Origin of the sequence: Caballeronia sp. LZ016 (assembly GCF_031450805.1) — a bacterium.
In the GTDB taxonomy this organism is placed as follows: Bacteria; Pseudomonadota; Gammaproteobacteria; order Burkholderiales; family Burkholderiaceae; genus Caballeronia.
Genome location: NZ_JARTVY010000005.1, coordinates 517239 through 537535 on the forward strand (window position 1 = coordinate 517239; position 20297 = coordinate 537535).

The window sequence follows — 20297 nt, forward strand, 5'->3', positions numbered from 1 at the left end:
ATGGAATGGCGCTCGGCCTCAGCTGCCGGGCGCGGCGGGATCGTCGGCGAAGAAGTAGTCGCGCCACGTCTTCGGTTCGTGCTTGATGACGCCGACCTTGGAGAGAAACGCGCCGAGCGGGAGCGTGTTGTTCGGCGTCGTGGCGAAGCTCACTTCCTTGTCGCTGAGAATGCGTTCGACGAACGCGGGCGAGAGCTTCGAGCCGTCCTGCCGAATGTAGATGGCTGCTGCTTGTGCCTTGTCGGCTGCAATGAGCTTCGCTGCGTCTGCAAGCGCCGCGCGCACGGCGGCGTAGGTCTTCGGATTGTCGCGCCGCCACTTGTCCGATGTAACCGCGACACTGCTCGTCGCCAGCCCGCCGAGTATGTCGGTGGAACTCAGCACCTTGTGGATCTTCGGATCGTCGAGTTCCTGGTACTGATACGGCGCGTTCGAGAAATGCAGGTCGATCACGGAACTGCCCGACAGCATCGCGGTCGTGGCGTCCGCATGCGGCATGTTCACTTCGAAGCGATCGAGCCGCGCGTAGTGCGCGTCTCCGAAAGCCTGCGCGGACGCCATCTGCAACAGCCGCCCTTGCTGCGATACCGCGACCGACACCACGGCGATGCGGTCTTTTTCGCCGATATCCCTGATGCTGCGGATGTGCGGATCGTTCGATACGAGGTACACCGGCACCGCGCTTTGCGCCGATATCGCGCGGAAATCCTGATGCCCGCGCGTGCGATCCCAGATGGTCATGAGCGGACCGATGCCGAGCGTCGCGATATCCGCCGCACCGGACAGCAGCGCCTCGTTCACGGCCGCGCCGCCGGAAAGCGTGGTCCATTGCACGTCGATGGCCAGACCCGCGCGTGCGCCCTCTTTCTCGATCAGCTTCTGATCCTTCGCCACTTTCAGCAGCAATGAACCGATGCCGTATTGATCGGCGATCTTCACGGCGCCTTCGGCATGCGCGCGGCTCGAAGGAGCAGCGAATGCCGCAATGAGCGCGATCGTCGAAGAAAAACGCTTGAACCAGCAGGATTTCGTCATGCGGTGACCGTCCAGGCGATATGCGCCGAGAGGGTCACTGTACAAGCGGCATTCCTTCTTCCCAACGAAGAAAGGATGCTACGGATATGCAGTCACGTGAAAAGCGTGCGCTGCTGACTCATCGCCAGCGTCACCGCACGCGGCGAGGATGACCGACAGCGCGAGCGGCATCGATCTGAAAAGCACTTTCATCAGGCGTTATCGTTTTTCGTGCCGACAATCTTGAGTCGCGCGGCTATGCGCTTTCGCCCCATGCGCCGAAGCGCGCGATCTCGTCGAGCGGCAATCGCGCACGAGGCGCAAGCTCGCGTTCGGCCAGTTCGGCGGGCAATGCCTGGGCGTCGCCGTGATGCGCTACCGAGATCATGCTCAATGCCGTGTAGCGCTCGGGAATCGCGAATGCCCTGCTGAGTCCGCTCGCGTCGAAACCGCCCATCGCGTGAGCGGCGAGGTCTTGCGCATGGGCTTGCAAGAGCAGCGCCATCGCTGCGGCGCCGGCGTCGTAGCTTGCGCTCGGATTGACCGTGCCTTTCCCGGTGAGGGTATCGGCGAGCACGGCGATCAACACCTGCGCGTGCTCGTTCCACTTCTGATTGAACGGCACGAGCAACGCGAACGCGCGATCGAACGCCTCGCGGTCCTGCGACTTCTCGAACACGAGAAAGCGCCACGGCTGCACGTTATACGCAGACGGCGCCCAGCGCGCCGCCTCCAGCAACGCGACGACCTGCGCGTGCGCGACGGGACGATCCGCATAGGCGCGCGGGCTCCATCGTCCGGCGATCAGCGGATGAATGGCGATATCGGTCGGTGCGGGACGGTGTGTCATAAGCCTCTCTGGACGAGTGTCTGCAAGCGTGGGCTCAAGCATACCGCGTGCAGATACACCTGCAGAACAGGCATCCAACGAATGCTTTGCGATATGCAATCCACTGCCGATGCTTAACGCCCGAGCACGAGCGTACGCTGCCACACCCATGCATATCCTTAGCGCAATTCATGCGTTCCGATGCGCGTTGCCGCTCGTTATGATGGCTGGCTCGGGGCTTGCAACATGGCCGACATCATTACAAGGGAGTCCGATCTTGACCCAGATGCAATCACCGCGCAGGCCGCTCGTCGTCGGAATCGGCGGCACGACGCGCCCGGCGTCGTCGACCGAACGCGCGCTGGCTTTCGCATTGAAAGGCGCGCAGGAAGCCGGCGCGCGCGTGCAGTTGTTCGGCGGCGCGTTCCTGCACAGCCTGCCGCACTATGCGCCGGAGACTCGCGAACTGACCGACGAGCAGCACGAACTGATCGAGGCGGTTCGCGCCGCGGACGCGTTGATCATCGCGACGCCCGGCTATCACGGCGGCATCTCGGGGCTCGTGAAGAACGCGCTCGATACGCTCGAGGAGCTACGGCTCGATGATCGCCCGTATCTCGATGGCCGCGCGGTCGGCAGCATCGTGACGGCTTATGGATGGCAGGCTGCGGGCACCGTGCTGACATCGCTGCGCTCTATCGTGCATGCGTTGCGCGGCTGGCCGACACCGTTCGGCGCGGCCGTCAACACGCTCGAAACGCGTTTCGAAACCGCCGATACGTGCTCCGACCCGAAGGTCGTCGAGCAGCTGCGCACAGTGGGGCGGCAGGCGTCGACGTTTGCCCTTGCGTTCGGCGCGCATGCATCGTCGGATGCGTATCACGCGGTCGAGCATCGCGTTGCCGTCGTGCAGAGTTGATGCACATGAACGGGACCACGCTGGCGGTGTGGACGGTTCACGATGTTCGCGACGCCCTTCTCGCAAAACGCGAAGTCGCGCTGCTCGATGTGCGCGAGGAAGACCCGCATGCGCAATGCCATCCGCTCTTCGCGGCAAATTTCCCGCTGGCGCGCATCGAACTCGATGCCTACACGCGGCTGCCTCGCCGCGACGTGCCTGTCGTATTGCTGGATGACGGCGAAGGGCTTGCATCGCGTGCGGCGCGGAAGTTCGCGGAATTGGGTTACACCCGGGTCGCGCTGCTCGAAGACGGCCTCGCCGGATGGATTCGCGCGGGCGGCGAAGTGTTTCGTGACGTGAACGTGCCGAGCAAGGCATTCGGTGAATTCGTCGAAGCGCAGCGTCATACGCCGATGCTGTCCGCCGCGACGCTGCATGAGTTGCAGAAGAATGGCGATGACGTCGTGGTGCTGGATGCGCGCCGCTTCGACGAATATCGCACGATGAACATTCCGGGCAGCATCAGCGTGCCGGGTGCGGAACTGGTGTTGCGAGCGCGCGCACTGGCGCCGGATGCGTCGACGCGCATCGTGGTGAATTGCGCGGGCCGCACGCGCAGCATTATCGGTGCGCAGTCGCTGGTCAATGCGGGCGTGCCGAATCCGGTGGCGGCGCTGCGCAACGGCACGATCGGATGGACGCTTGCGGGGCAGGCGCTCGAACACGGCAGCGAGCGGCGATTCGAAACGGACGCGGGGCGCGATGCGTCGTCGCTGGATGCATCGCGGAGGGCGGCAAAGGCGCTTGCGACGCGAGCGGGCGTGCGGCGCACGTCGTTCGAAGAGGCATCGCGATGGGCTGCGGATGCGGCGCGGACGATCTATCGTTTCGACGTGCGCACGCCGGAGGAATATGAAGCTGGCCATGCGCTGGGCTTTCAGAACGCGCCGGGCGGCCAGCTCGTGCAGGAAACGGAGATGTTCGCGCCGGTGCGTGGCGCGCGCGTCGTCCTTTTCGACGATGACGGCGTGCGAGCGAACATGACGGCATCGTGGCTCGCGCAGATGAACATCGAGACGTATGTGGTCGATGATGATTCATCAGGACGGCTGACGGAAAAGGGGCAGTGGCGGCATGATCGCCCGCAGCCGCCGAGTGTGCCGTCTGTATCGCCTGCTGAACTGTCGGCGCTGCTCGAGGATTCGGGAAGTGGCGTTGTGTTACTCGATGTGGGGCCGAGCGCCAGTTATGTGAAGGCGCATATTATCGGCGCGCGGTGGATTTTGCGATCACGACTGACACCCGCGTACGACGACTTGCGAAGCTTGCCCGACGCCAGGCGCTATGTGGTGACATGTGGTGCGAATGCGCTTGCGCCTTACGCTGCGGCTGACGTTGCTGCGCTGACGGGCAAGCCGGTGCATGTGCTGGAGGGCGGAACGTCGGCGTGGGTACGTGCGGGGTTGCCGACGGAAGGCGGCGAGAACGGGTTGGCGTCGCCGCGAATCGACAGATATCGGCGTCCGTACGAGGGCGTGGATAACGCGCGGGAAGCGATGCAGGCGTATCTGGAATGGGAGTATGAGTTGGTGGCGCAGCTGGAGCGAGATGGGACGTGCGGGTTCTTTGTGGTGTAAGTAGCGCAAGGATGATGTTGTCGAGCCAGGAGGCTCGGAGGACGTGAGTTGTCAGCGGGCGTGGAAGGCGATTCAGGGCTCCGTCAAGCTTGATAACGATATCGCCCGATATTATTTGCCGCCAGCGCCCCCGCTAATTAGCATCACGACTCACACATCAGAAAGCGCGGGGAACGCAAACCATGAAACCGATAAAAACCGCCTTATTCACGGCCCTGCTGACATTAGGCATCGTATCCACGCAACCATCGCAAGCAGCGGACAAGACGATACGAGTAGGCATCATGTCCGGCGAAGACGAGGACGTCTGGCGCGCGGTCGCAGCAAACGCCGCAAAACAAGGCATCAAAGTGAAGGTGACGACCTTCTCCGACTACACGCAGCCGAACGAGGCGCTATCCCAACACGACCTCGACGCGAACTCCTTCCAGCACAAGCCTTATCTGGATGCGCAAGTCAGCGCCCGTCATTACGACATCGTGCCGGTAGGCTTCACTTACGTGCAACCGATCGGCCTGTATTCACGCAAGGTGAAATCGGTAGCAGAGTTGCCGCAGAACGCCGCCATCGGCGTGCCGAACGACCCGAGTAACGAAGGCCGCGCGCTGTTGCTGCTGCAGGCTAACGGCATCATCAAGCTCCGCGAAGGCGTGGGCCTGCTGCCGACGGCACGCGACATCGCAAGCAATCCCAAGCATGTGCAGATCAAGGAGCTGGACGCAGGCATCGTGGGCCGCGCGATCGGCGATCTCGACGCGGCCGTGGTGAACACCGACTGGGCGATCAAGGCCGGCATCAAGATTCCGCAGGAGCGCATCGCGCAGGAAAACGTGACGGGCAACCCGTATCGCAACTTCATCGCGGTGAATGCGAAGGATGCGCAAGCGCCCTGGGTCAAGACGCTCGTGCAGAGCTATCAGCAAGCGAACGTGGCATCGGCGATCCTGACCGTCTATCACGGCGCCACGCTGCCCGCCTGGGACGGCGCCCCGCAACATTAAGCGGCCGCCACGGTGTGTCCGCACGCTTATCTGCGCGCGCGAGATGAATAGCTGAATCCATCAGTTAGCGCGGGATCGTCGCATTGCTACGATGACGATCCCGCGACCTCGCATCCGACACAAGGACACACCGCAATGGCGCCGATGACCCGACGCACCTTCACCCGCCTCGCGCTCGCTTCCACGCTCGGTGCCGCGCATTCCTTCGCATTCGCGCAGGCATCGCCGCAAGTGCTGCGCATCGGCTATCAGAAGTCATCGACGCTCATCACGCTGCTCAAGACGCGCGGCTCGCTGGAGCAAGCGCTCGCGCCGCTGAACGTGCGCGTATCGTGGCACGAATTCGCAAGCGGTCTGCCGCTGACCGAAGCGCTCAACGTGAACGCCGTCGACTTCAGCGCCGATGTCGCCGACACCGTGCCGATCTTCGCGCAAGCCGCCCACGCGAGCTTCGTCTATGTCGCGCAGGAAGCGCCGTCGCCGCACGCGCAGGCCATCATCGTGAAGAAGGACGGGCCTATCCGTTCGCTCGCGGATCTCCGGGCCAAACGCATTGCCGTGACCAAGGCCGCCGGCAGTCACTATCTCCTCTTCGCTGCACTCGCACGCGCGAAGCTCGAACCCGCCGACATCAAGACCGCCTATCTCACGCCCGCCGACGGACGCGCCGCATTCGAGCGCGACAGCGTCGACGCATGGATCACGTGGGACCCGTATGTCGCGTCAGTGGAAAAGACGAGCGATGCGCGCGTGCTCGTCGATGGCGCGGGGCTCGCTTCGTATCAGCGTTACTACCTCGCATCACGCACGTATGCCGCTGCGCATCCGCAGATCGTCCAGACGGTGTTCGATCAGCTGAAAAGCGCGGGCGAGTGGCTGCTTGCGCATCAGCAGGATGCCGCGAATGCGCTTGCGCCGGTGTGGGGTCTCGATGCCGCGACCATCGAACGTGCAAATGCGCGCCGCAGCTATCTGGTGCGCGCCGTGACGGCGCAGAACTTCGGCGAACAGCAGACTATCGCGGACACGTTCCATCGCAACGGCTTGCTGCCCGCGCATATCGACACGAAGGACTCGCTCGTATGGGACTTCGCCGCGAAGCAGGCCAAGCCGATCGCGGTGTGATGACGTTGCGGGCCTTCATCAGAGGCCCGCGTTTGCTTAGGCTTGCTTCAGAATGCGGCGCAGCACGCGTTCTTCCAGCGCCGACGCTTCCACCGACGCCTGCTTGCGCGGCCGTGCAAGCGGCACAGGCTGATCCAGTGCGATACGCCCTTCTTCGATCAACAGAATGCGGTCGCCCAGCACGACGGCTTCGTGAACGTCATGCGTCACGAGCAGCGCGGTGAAGCGGTGCTCGCGCCACAACCGCTCGATCAGCGCATGCATTTCAATGCGCGTGAGCGCGTCGAGCGCGCCGAGCGGTTCATCGAGCAATAGCAGTTGCGGCCGATGCACCAGCGCACGCGCGAGCGCGACGCGCTGCCTTTGCCCGCCCGACAGTTGCGACGGCCAGTCGTTCTCGCGTTCCAGCAGCCCGACTTCGGCGAGCACCGCGCGAGCCTGATCGCGTGCGCCGCGCTTCAAGCCCAGCATCACGTTCTGCAGCACCGTCTTCCACGGCAACAGCCGCGCGTCCTGGAACATGATGCGCGTATCTAGCGCTTCGCCGTTGCTCGCGCGCTTCGTCAGCGCGCCGCCGCTCGGCGTTTCAAGGTCGGCGATAAGGCGCAGCAGCGTCGACTTCCCGCATCCGCTGCGTCCGACGATCGTCACGAAGCTCCCCTGCTCGATCGACAGGTCGAGCGCCGACAACACCGTGCGATCGCCATAGCGCTTTTCGACGCCGCGCAGTTCCACCGCGACGTCATGCGCCGACCGCGCATGCGGCTGCGTGCGCTCGACGGTGAATCGCTCGTCCACTCTCAACGACACAGACGCAGTCGCGCTCATGCCTTTCCTCCTCGTTGATACGCCGGATGCCAGCGCAGCGCCACGCGCTCGATGCCCTTCGCGAGCACATCCGCGAGCTTGCCGAGCACCGCATAAAGCAGAATGCCGACGACCACCACATCCGTTTGCAGGAACTCGCGCGCGTTCATCGTCATATAGCCGATGCCCGATTGCGCCGAGATGGTCTCCGCTACGATCAGCATCACCCACATGAGGCCGAGGGCAAAGCGCACGCCGACGAGAATCGACGGCAACGCGCCTGGCAGAATCACATCGCGATACAGCTCGAAGCCCTTCACACCATAGCTGCGCGCCATCTCGACGAGGTTGGCATCGACGGAACGGATGCCGTGGAACGTATTGACGTAGACCGGAAAGAACACGCCCAGCGCGACGAGAAAAATCTTCGCTTCCTCTTCGATGCCGAACCACAGAATGACGAGAGGAATCATCGCGAGCGCGGGAATGTTGCGGATCATCTGCACGGTGGAATCGAGCGCGACTTCGAACGGACGAAAGAGCCCGGTCCAGAGTCCGAGCACGAGCCCGACGCCGCCGCCGATCGCAAGCCCCAGCAACGCGCGCCACGCGCTGACTTTTACGTTCGCCCACATGTCGCCCGACTGAATGAGCGTCCACGCCGATTTGACGACAGCGAGCGGCTCGGGCAGCACGCGCGTCGAGAGCACGCCGGCGCGCGCCGCATATTCCCACAGCAGCAAAATCGCGATGGGCACGAGCCACGGCGCGATGGCCGCGCCGATGCGCCTGAAGATGAGCGCGCCGTTGCGTGTGTTTCGCGGCGCGGCGGGTATCGCCTGGGTGAGGGCATCGGCCATGCTGCTAGTTCCTCCGATGAGAGTGTCGTTGCATGATCAGCTCTGACTCGCGTTCGGCAGATAGCCGTTGCCGACGATTTCGCCGAACGGTCCCGACAACGGGCCGGACTTCTGCCCGACCCGGACACCGCGCTCGCCGAGCAGCGGGAATACGAGTTCGGCGAACCGATACGACTCTTCCAGATGCGGATAGCCGGAAAGAATGAAGGTCTCGATGCCGAGTTCCGCATACTCCCTCATGCGCGCCGCCACTTGTTCCGGATTGCCAACTAATGCGGTGCCTGCCCCGCCGCGCACGAGGCCCACGCCCGCCCAGAGATTCGGATAGATTTCGAGCGTTTCCCGGCCGCCGCGCTTGCCGCCGTGCAATTGCGCCATGCGGCGCTGGCCTTCGGAATCCATCTTCGCAAAGGCGGCTTGCGCGCGTGCCACCGTTTCATCGTCGAGATGGCTGATCAGGCTGTCCGCCGCCGCCCACGCTTCCTCTTCCGTCTCGCGCACGATCACATGCAGACGAATGCCGAAGCGAATCTTGCGGCCCTGCGCCTCTGCGCGGGCGCGGATATCGTCGAGCTTCTTCCTCACCGCTTCGGGCGGCTCGCCCCAGGTGAGGTAGGTATCGATATGCGTCGCGGCGATATCGTGCGCCGCCGCCGACGAACCGCCGAACCACAGCGGCGGATGCGGCTCCTGCACCGGCGGATACAGCACCTTGCCGCCCTTCGATTGCAGATGCTTGCCCTCGAATTCGATGGCTTCGTTCGCATGCGACGCGCTCAGCAGATTGCGCCAGATATGCAGGAATTCATCGGTGATTTCGTAACGCGTGTCGTGATCGACGAAGAGGCCGTCGCCTTCGAGTTCGGCCGCGTCGCCACCGGTCACGACGTTGATGAGCAGACGTCCGCCCGAGAGCCGGTCGAACGTGGACGCCATGCGCGCGGACAGTCCGGGCGACGAGAGCCCCGGACGGATCGCGACGAGAAACTTGAGCTTCTTCGTGGCCGCGATGAGGCTCGATGCGACGACCCATGCGTCTTCGCACGAGCGCCCCGTAGGCAGCAGCACGCCCTGATAGCCGAGCGTATCGGCGGCGACTGCGATCTGCTGAAAATACGAGAGGTCAGCGGCGCGCGCCCCTTTCGACGTGCCCAGATAGCGGCTGTCACCGTGGGTCGGAATGAACCAGAACACATTCATGCGCTATTCCTCTTTTCCTTCGTTGAGCGTTGAGGGTCGACGTCGATTGAGGGCGATGCCGTCGAAGACGAGTAGGCCAGTTTAAGGACGCGGGCCGCCGCCGCGAACAATGGAATTCAGCTTTGGTTTTCTGCTTTGGTGCTTTGGTGCTTTGGCCGCGATAGCGGCGCGCATGTCGACATGACGGTGATTTGCTTATCTGCAAACGTGATTTCACGGCGCATGTCCGCTTCGCTAGCATGGCGAACCGGGCCGTCTCGTGCATGCAGGCGGTCTCGTCACTCACATGCCGGAGGCTTTGCACCATGAATCGCACGACACTCAAAAGCCGCCGAATCATTTTGGCTGCGCTCGCCGGAACACTCGGCGGAATCGCCGCGCCGTCCTGGGCGAAGTTTGAGAACGATCGCTTCAGAATCGGTTATCAGAAGGCCGCGAGCACGCTCGTGTTGCTCAAGGCGAATGGCACCCTCGAGAAGCAGCTTGCGCCGCTGGGCGTCAAAGTGACGTGGACGGAATTTCCCGCTGGGCCGCAACTGCTGGAAGGGCTGAATGTCGGCGCAATCGACTTCGGCTATGTCGGCGAAGCGCCGCCCGTTTTCGCGCAAGCGGCGGGCGCGGACTTCGTCTATACCGCCTACGAGATTCCGACGCCGCGCGCCGAAGGGGTGATCGTCGCGCAGGATTCGCCGATCAGGAGCGTGGCCGATCTCAGGGCCAGGAAGATCGCCTTCAACAAGGGATCGGACGTGCACTGGTTCATCGTCGCGTTGCTGCGCAAGCACGGGCTCGCCTATACCGACATTCAGCCCGTGTTCCTCGCCCCCGCCGATGCGCGCGCCGCGCTCGAACGCGGGTCGATCGATGCGTGGGCGATCTGGGACCCGTTCCTCGCCGCCGCGCAGGCGCAGAGCAATGCGCGCCTGATCGCGGATGCCGACGGCGTCGCGAGCCATCATCAGTTCTTCCTGAGCCAGCGCGAGTTCGCGCAGAAGCGTAAGGACGTGATCGGCATCGCGATGGAGGCGCTCGGCAAGCAGGGGCAATGGGTCAGGCAGAATCCGGCGGAAGCCGCCACGCAACTCGCGCCGATTCAGGGGCTCGACGCCGCGATCATCAAGACCGGGCTCGAGCATTACGAGCATGTGTATCGTCCTATCGATTCGTCGGTGCTCGAACAGCAGCAGCGCATCGCGGATTCGTTCTACGAACTGAAGCTCATCCCGCGCAAGATCGTGACGAAGGATGCCGCGCTGACCTGATTCACTTCGACCGCGCCACCGCGACACGACCGGCAATGTCGATGATGAACGCCACGCCGAGGGCCGCCGCGCCGATCGCGAACAGCAGCCGGTAATCGCCGCCGCTTCGCGAGAACAGGAACGACAGGCCATAGGCGGACGCGGCCTGCATCACCGCGAAGCTCGTCGTCGCGGTGCGCCATGCGCGTTTTTGCGCAGCGGGATGATGCGCGAGGAGTTCGTTCACGCGCCCGAGCACGAGCGGTACGATGCCCGGCGTGAATGCGCCGACCACGACGCTCGATACCGTCAGCAGCGCCGCGCCCGATCCCAGGACCGGCAGCAGGACCGCGACGAGCTGAAGCGCGAGCGCGACCCGTAGCGCACGCCCGAAGCCTGCGCGGTCCGCGAGATGACCGCTCAACAGCGGCCCTGCGATGGCGCCGAGCCCGTACAGCACCCAGTATTGCGCGCCGGCATCGACACCTTTGCCGAGCCCGCGCGCGACGTAATCGACGAGAAAGATCATGTGCGGCACGAGGCCGACCGCGTTTAGCCCGTACTCCGCGAAGAGCGCGCGCAACGCGGGGGCTGGCGGCGCTTTCGCTGTCGGTTGTTCGCCGGCTTGCGACGGCGGCGCATCGTGCGCGGGCCATCCGTTCCACGCGATGACCGTCAGCAGCAGCGACACCGCCGCCAGCCCGAGCCACGTTTGTTGAAGCCCCTGCCGCAGCAAGAGAGGCACGATCGTCCCCGATGCGGCGATGCCGAGTCCTACGCCGGTGAAGATCGCGCCGCCCGCGAACCCGCGTCGCGATGGCGCGACGTGCGCGAGGATCGTCGGTGCGGCGAGCACCATCAGCGCGCCGCCCGAGATGCCCGACGCGAGCCGCCACACGAAGAACCATGCGAACGAGACCGGAAACGCGCACGCGATGAACGCAATGGTCGCGAGCAGCATCATCGCGCGCAGCACCGTTGCCGGACGTGCACGACGCACCAGCGCACCCGCCGACAGCGCGCCGACCAGATAGCCGCCGAGATTGGCCGCGCCGAGATAAGCCGCCGTCGATGCCGGGAACCAGTGCGCGCCGATGATGGCCGGCAAGAGCGGCGTATAGGCGAAGCGCGCGAGCCCGATGCCGACGAGACTCGCGCTCGCGCCCGCCAGCACGCCGCGCCACACCTGGAACGTCGCGCCCTCCGTTTGATTCGACACTGCGTATCGCATGCTGCCTCCGTACCGTTGCACGCAGTTTATATTCGCGCGATTCGCGAGAGAATCGGCGGCAGACGGAAGAGACTCTTTCGCTAGGCGGTCGACCGGCCGCGCGTGCCGATCCGCAATTGCCTGAACTGGCGGCGCAGGCGCGGCGTCGCGAAGTCGACGAACGCGCGCACTTTCGGCACTGCGAGCCGCCCTTGCGGCGTCAGCAGATGAACGGGCAACGGCGCGTGCTCGCTGTCCGGCAACACGATGCGCAGCGCGTCGCCTTTCACTTCCTTCGCGACGTGATAGGAAAAGAGCCGCGTCACGCCCTGGCCATCGACGGCGGCCGCCACCGCCGCGCGCACCGTATTGACCATGATGCGCGGCGCGAACTGCACGACTTGCGAAATCGCGGAGCCGCCCGATGCCGGAAAGCTCCACGAATCGAGCCCGAAGTGCGTCATCGAGATGATGCGATGCTGCGCGAGATCGGCGGGCGTATCGATCGGCGGATGGGCGGCGAGATAGCCAGGCGACGCGGTCACGACCCGCCGCACGTCGCCCACGGGAATCGCGATGAGCGTGGAGTCCGCGAGATGCGCGATGCGCAGCGCGATATCGATGCCTTCGTCGATCAGGCTCACGGGCCGGTCGAGCAGTTGTAGGCGCACGGACACGGCGGGAAAGCGCGCGAGGAAGTCGTCGAGCATCGGCGCGAGCAGCGCTTCGCCGGCGGCGACGGGCGCGGTGATCGTCAAGAGACCGCGCGGCGCGGAGCGTTCGTGCGCGACGAGCAGGTCCGCTTCTTCGATGTCGGTCAGGATGCGCCTGCATGCGGACGCGTACCGTTCGCCGGCTTCGCTCAGCTTGATGGTGCGTGTCGTGCGATGAAGCAGCGCGGTGCCTGTATGCGCTTCGAGAAAGGCGATGGCGCGGCTCACCGCGGCGGGCGACCGGCCGAGCCGCCGTCCCGCGCCCGCGAGACTGCCTTCGTCGAGGGTGGCGATGAACACTTTCATCGCGTCGATTCGATCCATGGATGATTTGCGCGCGCCGGTTGAATGTTGCGCCAAGTCTAACCGCGCGTGGCACGCATCCGCCGATGCGATGTACGATGCATCACCTTGCGCATCCACGGAGCACGATCTGCATGTCATCCACGCACGCGAGAACTTTCATCCTGATCCACGGTGCATGGCATGGCGGCTGGTGCTGGCGCTTCGTCGCGGATCGGCTCGTGGCGCGCGGGCATCGGGTGTTCGCGCCTTCGCTGACGGGTCTCGGCGACCGGCGTCATCTCGTGGGCGCGGCGGCATCGCTCGATGTGCCGATTGCGGACATCGAGAATCTGATCGAATCCGAAGAACTGAGCGATGTCGTGATCGTCGGCCACAGCTTCGGCGGCCTGGTGGCGTCGGGCGTGGCGGACCGCAGGCCGGAGGCGATTCGCTCGCTCGTCTTTCTCGATAGCCTGCTCGTCGAGAACGGACAGGCCGCTTTCGATGTGCTGCCGCAAAACGTCGTGAAAGAGCGCATGGACTCGGTCAACGCAAGCGGCCAGACCCTCGCGATGCCTGTGAACGGACTCGCGGGCACCGGCATCCCGGACGATCACCCGCTCGCGGACTGGGTGCGGCGGCGGCTGACGCCGCATCCGGTGGCGACGTATCGCACGCCCTTGCATCTGAAGCACCCGCTCGGCAATGGCTTGCCGTGCACGTACGTGCACAGCGCGAACCCGTCGTATGACACGCTCGCAGCGGTGCGGGAACGGGTTCGCGCGCTGCCCGGCTGGGAATGGGAAGCGATCGATACCGGGCACGATGCGATGATCCTCGCGCCGGATTTACTCGTGGCGGTGCTGGAGAGGCTGGCGGCATGAGCCGGCTTTCGTTCGGTACGTAGTCTTCGACGAAACGAAGCTGACAGCTCACGGGATCGCGAGCGGCGAGCGGCAGGCCGAGTTCGCGGCGGCGGGTCGCCATTGTGAATGGCGGTCGGCGGGAAGCAGCATCGGGGCGGCCGCCACGGGGTAGCGGGAGGCGCGAGCGTTGTCGCTGCGTATGACTCGTCCGGTCGCATTCAACGCTTCAGGATATCGACGGACCGTCGCGACGCTTGCTTGCGTCTCGCGCGCGATATCGGAAGACGAGGCTTCGGTCTGCCCGAACTCGCGAAGCGTTCAAGCGCCGCGACGATCGAAGCTGGCGTGACTTCAGTCATTTATCCGCTCGTTCATCCGCTCGTTCATCCGCTCGAACGTGAGCGGATAACACAGCAATCGAGCGGATACCGGGCAGATTCGGGAAATGCGCTTCACCGAAGCATCTTCACGCCGCCACCGCCTCCCTTCCCCGGAACGTCTTCGGCACGCCCGCGCGCGCAATCGCTCCGGTGAACGGTTCACCGGGCAACCACTGCGCGAGCGTCTCGCGCATCGCGAGCAGCTTGTCCAGATCAATACCCGTCCTCAAGCCCTCGGCTTCCAGCAGGAACACCGTATCCTCGGTATTGATGTTCCCCGTGGCGTTCGGGGCAAACGGGCATCCGCCCAGACCGCCGAGCGACGAATCGAACACGCGCACGCCCGCATCCAGCGCGGCGAGCACGTTCGCCAGCCCCAGACCGCGCGTGTCGTGAAAATGGCACGCCACCGGCACCGGACCGGCCAGCGCGCACACCTTGCTCATCAGCGCACGCACCTGCCCGGGATTCGCATAGCCGACCGTATCGGCGACGGTGATCTCGTCCGCGCCCGCCTCGATCAGCTTGTCGACGAGCGCGAGCACCATGCTCTGCTCGACCTTGCCCGCGATGGTGCAGCCGAACGCCGTCGCCACGCCCGCGCCGAGCACGACGCGCGGCGCGCGCTCATCCCGCTCCGCGACGATGCGCCCGAAGTCCGCGAGCGACTCCGCCGTGCTGCGCCGCACGTTCTTGAGATTGTGCGCGTCGCTTGCCGACAGTACGTAGTGCACTTGCGCGACGCCCACATCGAACGCACGCTGCGCGCCCTTCAGGTTCGGCACGAGCGCCGCCGCGTGCAGGCCGTCGATCGCGAGCGCGCCGCGCGCCACGTCGGCCGCATCGGCGAACTGCGGCACGACCTTCGGCGGCACGAACGACGTCACCTCGATATCGCGCACGCCCGCATCGACCATGCGGCGGCACCATTCGAGCTTCTGCTCCGTCGTGAGAATCGTGCCGACCATCTGCAGGCCATCGCGCAGGCCGACTTCGCGCACGCGGACAGCGGGCGTTCCAATCACTGCATCATTCATCTCGATTCCCTTTTCAAAGCGTCGCATCCGCGACCGTCGCGCCGCCCTCGGCACGGCCTTCGTCCTTCGCCGCCACCGCCGACGTCGAAGGCGCGAAGCGCACCGCCGCAATTGCGCCGAGCACCATCAGGAGCGCAATCGCGCCCAGGCCGCCGACCATGCTGTTCGTCATCGTCTTGATCGAGCCGATGATCATCGGGCTCACGAAGCCGCCGAGCAGGCCGAGGCAGTTGATCATCGCGACGCCGCCCGCCGCGCCGCTGCCGCGAATGTAGTCCGTCGAGATTGCCCAGATCAGCGGATTCGGCGCGAGAATGCCCGCCGTCGCAATCGAAAGCGCGACGAGCGACAGCGCCAGATTGCCGGTCGTGAACGCCGCGATGACGAGGCCCGCCGCGCCGCAGACCATCGGGATCGCGCAGTGCCAGCGGCGCTCCATCGTGCGGTCGGAATGGCGGTTCAGCGTGACGAGCGCCACCCAGCTCACGAAGTACGGAATCGCCGAATAGCAGCCGATGGCAAGCGAACTCGTCACGCCCGCGCTCTTGATGAGCGTCGGCAGCCAGAAGCCGATGGCGAACACGCCTGCGATCTGCGTGAACCAGACGAAGCCCATCACATAGACGCGGTAATCGCGAAGCGCGCGGGCGAACGTGTGCTCGGCGTGCGTCGCGGAGACGCTCGACGTCTTGCGGATATCGCGCAGCACGATGTTCTTCTCGGCTTGCGTGAGCCACTTCGCTTCTTCCGGGCCGTTCTGCAGATAGAAGTACGCCATCACGCCGAGCACGCTGGCCGGCAGGCCCTGGACGATGAACATCCACTGCCAGCCGTGCAAGCCGGCGTAGCCGTTGAAGTAGGTCATCAACGCGCCGGACAGCGGCCCGCCGAAGAGGCCGGCAATGCCCGTCGCACACGTGAAGATCGCGATGACCTTCGCGCGGCGTTCGACCGGGTACCAGCGCGTGAGATAGAAGATCACGCCGGGATACAGCCCCGCTTCGGCCAGCCCGAGAAAGAACCGCACGGTATAGAGATGCGACGGCAGCGTGACGAAGGCCGTCCCCGCCGCGATCAATCCCCACAGCACCATGATGCGCGAGAACGTCCGCTTCACGCCGATGCGCGCGAGCAGCAGGTTGCTCGGCACTTCCATCAGCACGTAACCGAGGAAGAAGATGCCCGCGCCGATGCTATAGGTGAGATCGCTGAAGCCGACATCGTGCTTCATGTCGAGCTGCGCAATGCCGATGTTGATGCGATCCAGAAACGCGAACACGTAGCACAGGAACAGAAACGGGATCAGCCTGCGCGTGATCTTGCCGTAGGTCCGTTCCGCGTCGGGCGCGTCGAAACTGCCAGGGTTGGGGGTCATGTCTGTCTCCTCCGGTGATTCCGGGTGTCGTGCCGGCCGGTCGATGCCGGCCGGTGCTTGGCTTCCTGCTCGATGCTGCGTTCCTGCGTCCGCGGTCAGCGGCCCTTGAACGCGGGCGTCCGCTTTTCGTTGTACGCGCTGATGCCTTCCTGTCTGTCGGCAGTCGGGATCAGGCGGTTATACGCCTCGATTTCGACGTAGAGGCCCGTGCGCAAATCGCCCTGAATGCCGAGATCGATGGCCTTCTTCGCCTGCGCGACGGAAAGCGGCGCGCTCGTGCAGATATCGCGTGCGGCTTCGATCGCATCGGCGAGCACGCGGCCGCGCTCGCACAGCCGGTTGACGACGCCCCAGGCGAGCGCCTCGTCGGCGGTGAAGCGCGCGCCCCGCAAGATCAGCTCCTTTGCGCGCCGCGTGCCGATGGTGCGCGGCAACTGCTGCGTGCCGCCGCCGCCCGGCATGATGCCGCGCTTGACTTCGGTGAAGCCGAATACGGCGTCTTTCGCGGCGTACGCGAAATCGCAGGCGAGCAGCAGTTCGAGTCCGCCCGCCACCGCCGATCCGTTCGCCGCGCAAATGAGCGGCAGCGGGCAATACGTGATCGCGCGGTTCATGCGTTCGAAGAGATAGTGCTGCACGCCGAAGTCGTCATCGGTCATGCCTTCGCGCTGCTTCAGGTCCGCGCCGCCGCAGAACGCGCGATCGCCCGCGCCCGTCAAGATGACGCAGCGATACAGCGACGGATCGGCCTCCAGCGCGCCGAACACGCGGATGATCTCGTGACCCATCGTCGTGCTGATCGCATTCGATACGGCCGGACGGTTGAGCGTCACGACCAGGATATGCTGGTCGATCTCTTCGAGCTGCAGCGTTTCGAGCGGCACGTGGCCGAGTTGTTGTGCCAGTTTCAAGGTGTCTCCAGTGGCGTCTTGGCCAGCAGATGATTGTGTTCGCCGAGCTTCGGCGTCCGGCCCACATGCGCGGGCCGCGCGCCGCCGAACGAAATCGGCACGCCGACGACCGTTGCCGCGCCGTCGTCGGTGGTGCGCAAGAGATCGAGCGCCTTCGTCTGCTCGTGTGCGACCACCTGGTCGATGGTCTGAAGCGGGCCGCTCGGAATGCCGGCTGCATCGAGCGCGGCGAGCCAGTGCGCGCCGCCCGCCTGGCGGAACCGGGCGTGCAACAGGTCGATCAGCTCGACGCGGTTCTGCACGCGCGCGCCGTTGGTGGCGAAGCGCGCATCGGCGGCGAGCGCGGGGACGGCGAGCACGTCGCATAGGCGGCGGAACAGGCGGTCGTTGCCGGCTGCGACCATGATCGTGCCGTCCGCGCATTCGAACGCCTGATGCGGCACGATCGCGGCCGTGCCGGAGCCCCAGCGTCCCGGCAGCACGCCCGATGCAAGATAGTCAGCGATCTGGATGCCCGCCCAGCTGATCGCCGTCTCGTACAGCGAGACCGAGACGACTTCGCCCTCGCCCGTCTGCTGCCGCCGGAACAGCGCGGCCAGCACGCCGATCGCGGCCCATAGCCCCGTGCCCATGTCGTTGACGGATACGGGGATGCGGCTCGGCGGTTCGCCCGGCTGCCCGAGAAAGCTCATGAGGCCCGAGAGCGCCTGCACGAGCGGATCGTAGCCGGGCTTGTCGCGCAACGGTCCCGACGTGCCGAACGCGCCGAGATTGCAGTACACGAGCGACGGCTTCGAGCGCCGCATGTCGTCCGCGCCGAGGCCGTACTTCTCGGTGCCGCCCGCCTTCAGATTCTGCAGCACCACATCGGCGCGGCTGCGGATGAGTTCGCGCAGCGCATCGGCTTCATCCGGATTCGACAGCGACATCGCGATGCTCGATTTGCCGTGATTGACCGCATGAAAGAGCGCCGCCGCGCCGTCGATGAAGGGCGGGCCCCAGTCGCGGGCATAGTCGCCGCCGTCCGCGCTCTCGATCTTGATGACCGACGCGCCCAGCGAGCCGAGGATCATGCCCGCGTAGGGCGCGGCGAGGCTGTGGCCGATCTCGACCACGCACACGCCTTCGAGCGGCAGCCGCGAGGAGCTATCGTCGTGCGCGTTCATTCGGCGGCCACCGCGAGCGCGGGCTCTTCGTGCGTGACGCTCTGGCCGTAGCCGTAGAAGCGCTGCGCGGCGTCCTCGCTGATGTAGCCATCGGCGACATCGGCGGCGACGCGATCCCGTTCGCGCGTGGCGGGATCGCCGTATCCGCCGCTGCCTGCGGGCTGCACGGTCACGCGATCGCCGCGATACACCACCGTCTGGCCGCCCTTCGCCGCGACTTTCTGCTCGCTGCCGTCGGCACGCTGCACCGTGCACTGAAAGCGCGTGCCGGGCAATCCGCCGAAGTGGCCTTCGGGCGCCGAGCGTCCGCGCTCGCCGGATACCGTGAACGTCGCTTCGTCGTATTCGACGCGATACACACGCCGCGACGTCAGCCCGCCGCGCCGGCGTCCCGCGCCGCCGCTGTCGGTGACGAGCGACCATTCCTCGACGACGAGCGGCGACGTCGCTTCGATCATTTCGATGGACTGGCTACCCGCATTGCCCACATACACGCGCACGCCGCTCACGCCGTCCTTCTCGGCGCGCGCGCCCATGCCGCCCGCGTGGACGTCGTGCATCGTGACGAACGCCTGGCCCGTTTCGGCGACGCGCGCCGGGTCCGTATCGCGGCCGCTGAAAATCCCCGCGCACGACGCGCAATTGCTTTGGCCGGTGATGCGTTCCGGCACTGCGGGCGCGAGGGCTTTCAGCAAGAGATCGATCACGCGCGGCGAAGTCTCCGTATTGCCCGACACCACCGACGCCGGGTACTGGCAGTTGAGCACGCTGCCTTCGGGCGCGATGATCGTCACGGGGCGATAGCAGCCCTGGTTGATCTGGATTGCCGGATCGGTCAGCGCCTTCACGGTGAACCACGTGCTGTTGCAGGTGACGGAAAGCGGGCAGTTGATGCCGCCGCGCACTTGCGCGCCGGTGCCGGTGTAATCGAACGTGATGTGATCGCCTTCGACCGTCACCTTCACTTTCAGAAGCGGACGCTCCTGCTTCCAGCCCGGCGCTTCGATCGGATCGAGATACTCTTCCGCTTCGTAGACGCCGTCCGGAATGCGCGCGATTTCCGCGCGAATCAGCTTCTCGGAATGGTCGAGGCTCTGGCTCATCACTTCGGCGAGCGCATCCGCGCCGTACTTCGCGACGAGTTCGCCGATACGCCTGTCGCCGACGAAGGTGCCCGCGTATTGCGCCTGGATGTCGAGCCGCAGTTCGTGCGCGTTGCGGCTGTTCTTCGTGAGCAGGTTCAGCATGTCCTTCACCGGCTCGTCGTTGCGATACAGCAGGACCGGCGGAATGCGGATGCCTTCCGCGAAGATATCCCACGTCGTGACGGTGTAGCTGCCGGGCGATTGCCCGCCGATATCCGTCCAGTGCCCGCGCGTCATCACGAACGCGACGATCTTGCCGCCGGCGAACACGGGGCGCGTGAACTGCACGTCCGGCTGGTGATTGCCGCCGCCGACATACGCGTCGTTGCTGACGATCACATCGCCGGGCCGCAGGTTCTCGCGGCCCACGGCTTCCACCGAGACGCGCGTCGAGATGACGGCCGAGCCGAGCATCGTCGGGATGTCGTTGCCCTGGGCGACGAGTTGCATATCGGCGTCGAAGATCGCGGCTGACGAGTCGCCGCTTGCGTGCATCAGCGGGCTGCCCGCGGTGCGCATCATCGCGATTTTCATTTCGCGCGCAACGGCGAAGAGACTGCTGCGGATGATTTCGTAGGTAACGATGTCCATGAA

Annotated in this window: 17 protein-coding genes and 1 pseudogene; 6 read left to right on the forward strand and 12 right to left on the reverse strand. The window is 65.2% G+C overall.

Annotation, left to right across the window (positions count from 1 at the left end; genetic code table 11):
* Positions 1-18 precede the first annotated feature (18 nt).
* A complete protein-coding gene (locus tag P9220_RS26185) occupies positions 19-1035 on the reverse strand; it encodes an ABC transporter substrate-binding protein (protein ID WP_309768760.1) in 1017 nt (338 codons plus the stop codon).
* A gap of 235 nt (positions 1036-1270) precedes the next feature.
* Positions 1271-1864, reverse strand: a complete 594-nt coding sequence (locus P9220_RS26190; protein WP_309768761.1) for a nitroreductase family protein — start codon at positions 1862-1864, stop codon at positions 1271-1273.
* Between the two features lie 265 nt (positions 1865-2129).
* Between P9220_RS26190 and P9220_RS26195 the strand changes: the two genes are divergently transcribed.
* The 4 genes from P9220_RS26195 to P9220_RS26210 all read left to right on the forward strand — a co-directional run bounded on the left by P9220_RS26195 (position 2130) and on the right by P9220_RS26210 (position 6507).
* Complete coding sequence (locus P9220_RS26195) at positions 2130-2762, forward strand: NAD(P)H-dependent oxidoreductase (RefSeq protein WP_309768938.1); 633 nt, start codon at positions 2130-2132, stop codon at positions 2760-2762.
* A gap of 5 nt (positions 2763-2767) precedes the next feature.
* Positions 2768-4381 (forward strand): rhodanese-like domain-containing protein, encoded by a 1614-nt coding sequence (locus P9220_RS26200; RefSeq protein ID WP_309768762.1) that lies wholly within the window; start codon positions 2768-2770, stop codon positions 4379-4381.
* A 182-nt stretch (positions 4382-4563) separates the two neighbouring features.
* Entirely contained in the window at positions 4564-5382 is an 819-nt protein-coding gene (locus P9220_RS26205; RefSeq protein WP_309768763.1) for a MetQ/NlpA family lipoprotein, read from the forward strand.
* A gap of 135 nt (positions 5383-5517) precedes the next feature.
* Positions 5518-6507 carry an aliphatic sulfonate ABC transporter substrate-binding protein gene (locus tag P9220_RS26210; RefSeq protein ID WP_309768764.1) on the forward strand — a complete coding sequence of 330 codons (990 nt, stop codon included), beginning with the start codon at positions 5518-5520 and terminating at the stop codon, positions 6505-6507.
* A 39-nt stretch (positions 6508-6546) separates the two neighbouring features.
* Here P9220_RS26210 and P9220_RS26215 read toward each other — a convergent pair.
* From P9220_RS26215 to ssuD, 3 genes and pseudogenes are all read right to left on the reverse strand, one after another.
* A pseudogene (locus tag P9220_RS26215) lies at positions 6547-7335 on the reverse strand (ATP-binding cassette domain-containing protein); the annotation flags it as partial.
* Positions 7332-8174 (reverse strand): aliphatic sulfonate ABC transporter permease SsuC, encoded by an 843-nt coding sequence (gene ssuC / locus P9220_RS26220; RefSeq protein WP_309768766.1) that lies wholly within the window; start codon positions 8172-8174, stop codon positions 7332-7334. The gene ssuC and the pseudogene P9220_RS26215, both read right to left, overlap by 4 nt.
* Positions 8175-8210: 36 nt before the next feature.
* Positions 8211-9374: an FMNH2-dependent alkanesulfonate monooxygenase gene (ssuD, locus tag P9220_RS26225; protein WP_309768767.1), complete on the reverse strand. Its 1164-nt coding sequence runs from the start codon at positions 9372-9374 to the stop codon at positions 8211-8213.
* A 305-nt stretch (positions 9375-9679) separates the two neighbouring features.
* Here ssuD and P9220_RS26230 point away from each other — a divergent pair, with 305 nt between their 5' ends.
* Positions 9680-10636 carry a sulfonate ABC transporter substrate-binding protein gene (locus tag P9220_RS26230; RefSeq protein ID WP_309768768.1) on the forward strand — a complete coding sequence of 319 codons (957 nt, stop codon included), beginning with the start codon at positions 9680-9682 and terminating at the stop codon, positions 10634-10636.
* Between the two features lies 1 nt (position 10637).
* Here P9220_RS26230 and P9220_RS26235 read toward each other — a convergent pair whose 3' ends face one another.
* Positions 10638-11846, reverse strand: a complete 1209-nt coding sequence (locus tag P9220_RS26235) for a YbfB/YjiJ family MFS transporter (protein ID WP_309768769.1) — start codon at positions 11844-11846, stop codon at positions 10638-10640.
* Positions 11847-11926: 80 nt separating this feature from the next.
* Positions 11927-12862 carry a LysR family transcriptional regulator gene (locus P9220_RS26240; protein WP_309768770.1) on the reverse strand — a complete coding sequence of 312 codons (936 nt, stop codon included), beginning with the start codon at positions 12860-12862 and terminating at the stop codon, positions 11927-11929.
* Between the two features lie 113 nt (positions 12863-12975).
* Between P9220_RS26240 and P9220_RS26245 the strand changes: the two genes are divergently transcribed.
* Positions 12976-13707, forward strand: a complete 732-nt coding sequence (locus P9220_RS26245) for an alpha/beta hydrolase (RefSeq protein ID WP_309768771.1) — start codon at positions 12976-12978, stop codon at positions 13705-13707.
* Between the two features lie 448 nt (positions 13708-14155).
* Here the strand turns inward: P9220_RS26245 and P9220_RS26250 are convergent, their stop codons facing one another.
* The 5 genes from P9220_RS26250 to P9220_RS26270 all read right to left on the reverse strand — a co-directional run bounded on the left by P9220_RS26250 (position 14156) and on the right by P9220_RS26270 (position 20294).
* Positions 14156-15106, reverse strand: coding sequence for a hydroxymethylglutaryl-CoA lyase (locus tag P9220_RS26250; protein ID WP_309768772.1), 951 nt, complete (start codon positions 15104-15106; stop codon positions 14156-14158).
* A 13-nt stretch (positions 15107-15119) separates the two neighbouring features.
* The gene (locus tag P9220_RS26255; RefSeq protein ID WP_309768773.1) at positions 15120-16481 is read right to left on the reverse strand and encodes an MFS transporter; all 1362 of its coding nucleotides are present in this window, start codon (positions 16479-16481) and stop codon (positions 15120-15122) included.
* Between the two features lie 95 nt (positions 16482-16576).
* The gene (locus tag P9220_RS26260) at positions 16577-17392 is read right to left on the reverse strand and encodes an enoyl-CoA hydratase-related protein (protein WP_309768774.1); all 816 of its coding nucleotides are present in this window, start codon (positions 17390-17392) and stop codon (positions 16577-16579) included.
* On the reverse strand, positions 17389-18558 hold the full coding sequence (locus tag P9220_RS26265) for a CoA transferase (protein WP_309768775.1): 1170 nt from the start codon (positions 18556-18558) through the stop codon (positions 17389-17391). The genes P9220_RS26260 and P9220_RS26265 overlap by 4 nt, the downstream gene beginning before the upstream one ends.
* Positions 18555-20294 (reverse strand): hydantoinase B/oxoprolinase family protein, encoded by a 1740-nt coding sequence (locus tag P9220_RS26270; protein ID WP_309768776.1) that lies wholly within the window; start codon positions 20292-20294, stop codon positions 18555-18557. The genes P9220_RS26265 and P9220_RS26270 overlap by 4 nt, the downstream gene beginning before the upstream one ends.
* Between the last annotated feature and the right edge of the window lie 3 nt (positions 20295-20297).

Bases quoted from the DNA above. Each gene is read 5' to 3' on its own strand.
- P9220_RS26230 (WP_309768768.1), top strand. From the start codon at position 9,680: ATGAATCGCACGACACTCAAAAGCCGCCGAATCATTTTGGCTGCGCTC.
- P9220_RS26190 (WP_309768761.1), bottom strand. From the start codon at position 1,864: ATGACACACCGTCCCGCACCGACCGATATCGCCATTCATCCGCTGATC.
- P9220_RS26265 (WP_309768775.1), bottom strand. From the start codon at position 18,558: ATGAACGCGCACGACGATAGCTCCTCGCGGCTGCCGCTCGAAGGCGTG.
- P9220_RS26250 (WP_309768772.1), bottom strand. From the start codon at position 15,106: ATGAATGATGCAGTGATTGGAACGCCCGCTGTCCGCGTGCGCGAAGTC.
- P9220_RS26255 (WP_309768773.1), bottom strand. From the start codon at position 16,481: ATGACCCCCAACCCTGGCAGTTTCGACGCGCCCGACGCGGAACGGACC.
- P9220_RS26210 (WP_309768764.1), top strand. From the start codon at position 5,518: ATGGCGCCGATGACCCGACGCACCTTCACCCGCCTCGCGCTCGCTTCC.
- P9220_RS26270 (WP_309768776.1), bottom strand. From the start codon at position 20,294: ATGGACATCGTTACCTACGAAATCATCCGCAGCAGTCTCTTCGCCGTT.
- ssuC (WP_309768766.1), bottom strand. From the start codon at position 8,174: ATGGCCGATGCCCTCACCCAGGCGATACCCGCCGCGCCGCGAAACACA.
- P9220_RS26185 (WP_309768760.1), bottom strand. From the start codon at position 1,035: ATGACGAAATCCTGCTGGTTCAAGCGTTTTTCTTCGACGATCGCGCTC.
- P9220_RS26200 (WP_309768762.1), top strand. From the start codon at position 2,768: ATGAACGGGACCACGCTGGCGGTGTGGACGGTTCACGATGTTCGCGAC.
- P9220_RS26195 (WP_309768938.1), top strand. From the start codon at position 2,130: ATGCAATCACCGCGCAGGCCGCTCGTCGTCGGAATCGGCGGCACGACG.
- ssuD (WP_309768767.1), bottom strand. From the start codon at position 9,374: ATGAATGTGTTCTGGTTCATTCCGACCCACGGTGACAGCCGCTATCTG.
- P9220_RS26205 (WP_309768763.1), top strand. From the start codon at position 4,564: ATGAAACCGATAAAAACCGCCTTATTCACGGCCCTGCTGACATTAGGC.
- P9220_RS26235 (WP_309768769.1), bottom strand. From the start codon at position 11,846: ATGCGATACGCAGTGTCGAATCAAACGGAGGGCGCGACGTTCCAGGTG.
- P9220_RS26245 (WP_309768771.1), top strand. From the start codon at position 12,976: ATGTCATCCACGCACGCGAGAACTTTCATCCTGATCCACGGTGCATGG.
- P9220_RS26240 (WP_309768770.1), bottom strand. From the start codon at position 12,862: ATGGATCGAATCGACGCGATGAAAGTGTTCATCGCCACCCTCGACGAA.